At 56.1% G+C, this 1,456-nt stretch carries 1 pseudogene; it reads left to right on the forward strand.

The window, feature by feature from the left end:
- Positions 1-1,062 precede the first annotated feature (1,062 nt).
- A pseudogene (locus ACP69S_RS22025) lies at positions 1,063-1,235 on the forward strand (IS6 family transposase); the annotation flags it as partial.
- Positions 1,236-1,456: the final 221 nt, after the last annotated feature.

Below are 1,456 nucleotides of genomic sequence, written 5' to 3' on the forward strand. Positions count from 1 at the left end.
TTCCCCGCGCAGCCCGTCCAGCACGATCCGGATCTTGTCTTCCGCCGAGAAATGCCGGCGCGTCGCCCGCCGGATATCCTTCACCACCCGCTCTCCGGGCGTCGCTTTCGCGGCCAAGGATTTTGGTCTCATCTTCGTTCCTTCGTCACTAACGATGAGACCAAAATCCTCCTCTAAACGGAACCCTCAATCTGTCTCAAAGGCGCTGACGGCGGACAATTACGGTGACGGCGAAAAAGGCCGTCTGTGGGCTGCCTGCATTCGGAGTTGGCGGTGCAATTTCAGCCTATGACGGCTTCGGTGGTGGCTTTAATTCCGGTCTTGCTTTCGATCCCAAGACTGGCCTCTTAGGCGTCAGCATTGGTGTCGATGTAGGGGTTGGAGCTGGTGTAGCTGCTAGAGGACGGCTCACAACCGGAAAACAAGTCACTTCGCAGTTGAAGGCGAGTGGGGGAGTTTCTGGAGGTGTTGGTGTTTCTGGGAACTTTCAAGCGGGTCAAGTCGGTGGCGGATTTTACCACGAAGTCGTTGGCACTAGCATGCGAAGCCCCTTCTGGGAGCGAACCCAAGGTGCCGTCGCAATCGGAGGCGCGGGAAGAACGGGCAACTTGAACCTTGCGGCTCAGGTCGGCGTAGCTGGAAAAGTGGTCGATCTAGGGTGTTAAAATGAAGAAAATTTTCGTGAAAATACTCATAGTTTCCTCTCAGATTGGGCTGTTTTCAGCATTCTTCGTTTTTGCATTCGAGGGGAATCGTTGGCTAATAATTCATCTCCTTTTTCCATTTGGGATTTACTGGCTCATGGCGATGACGGATCGGCTAAACTGTATCCATTGTTCGACGCCATTATGGGATTCTCGAACTTCCGGGAGATGGATTCCTGTCAGCCCAAATGTCGTAGATAAGTGTGGTGAGTGCGGCAGGGGTTTGTTCGAATAAATATTGGGCCTTCCAGCGGTGTTGTCAGCTTAACGGGCTGCTTAGCGGGTGCTGTCAGCTTAACGGTGCGGTGACGAAGCGTGGGGGCTGGACGCGATCCACTGAGGCGGGCAGGAGCGCTCCATGCGTGCTCTCTCGTTCAAGCGTCATCGGTTCCCGGCGGAGGTCATCCGCTACGCGGTGTGGCTCTATTTCCGCTTCACCTTGAGTTTCCGCGACGTCGAAGAGCTGTTGGCCCAGCGCGGGATCGAGGCAGCTACGAGACGATCCGCTGTTGGACGATCAAGTTCGGCCCGCAGTGTCCGCCGTCAGCGCCTTTGAGACAGATTGAGGGTTCCGTTTAGAGGAGGATTTTGGTCTCATCGTTAGTGACGAAGGAACGAAGATGAGACCAAAATCCTTGGCCGCGAAAGCGGCGCCCGGAGAGCGGGTGGTGAAGGATATCCGGCGGGCGACGCGCCGGCATTTCTCGGCGGAAGACAAGATCCGGATCGTGCTGGACGGGCTGCGCGGGGAA

The organism is Caulobacter sp. DWR1-3-2b1, from assembly GCF_049895765.1.
Classification (GTDB): domain Bacteria; phylum Pseudomonadota; class Alphaproteobacteria; order Caulobacterales; family Caulobacteraceae; genus Caulobacter.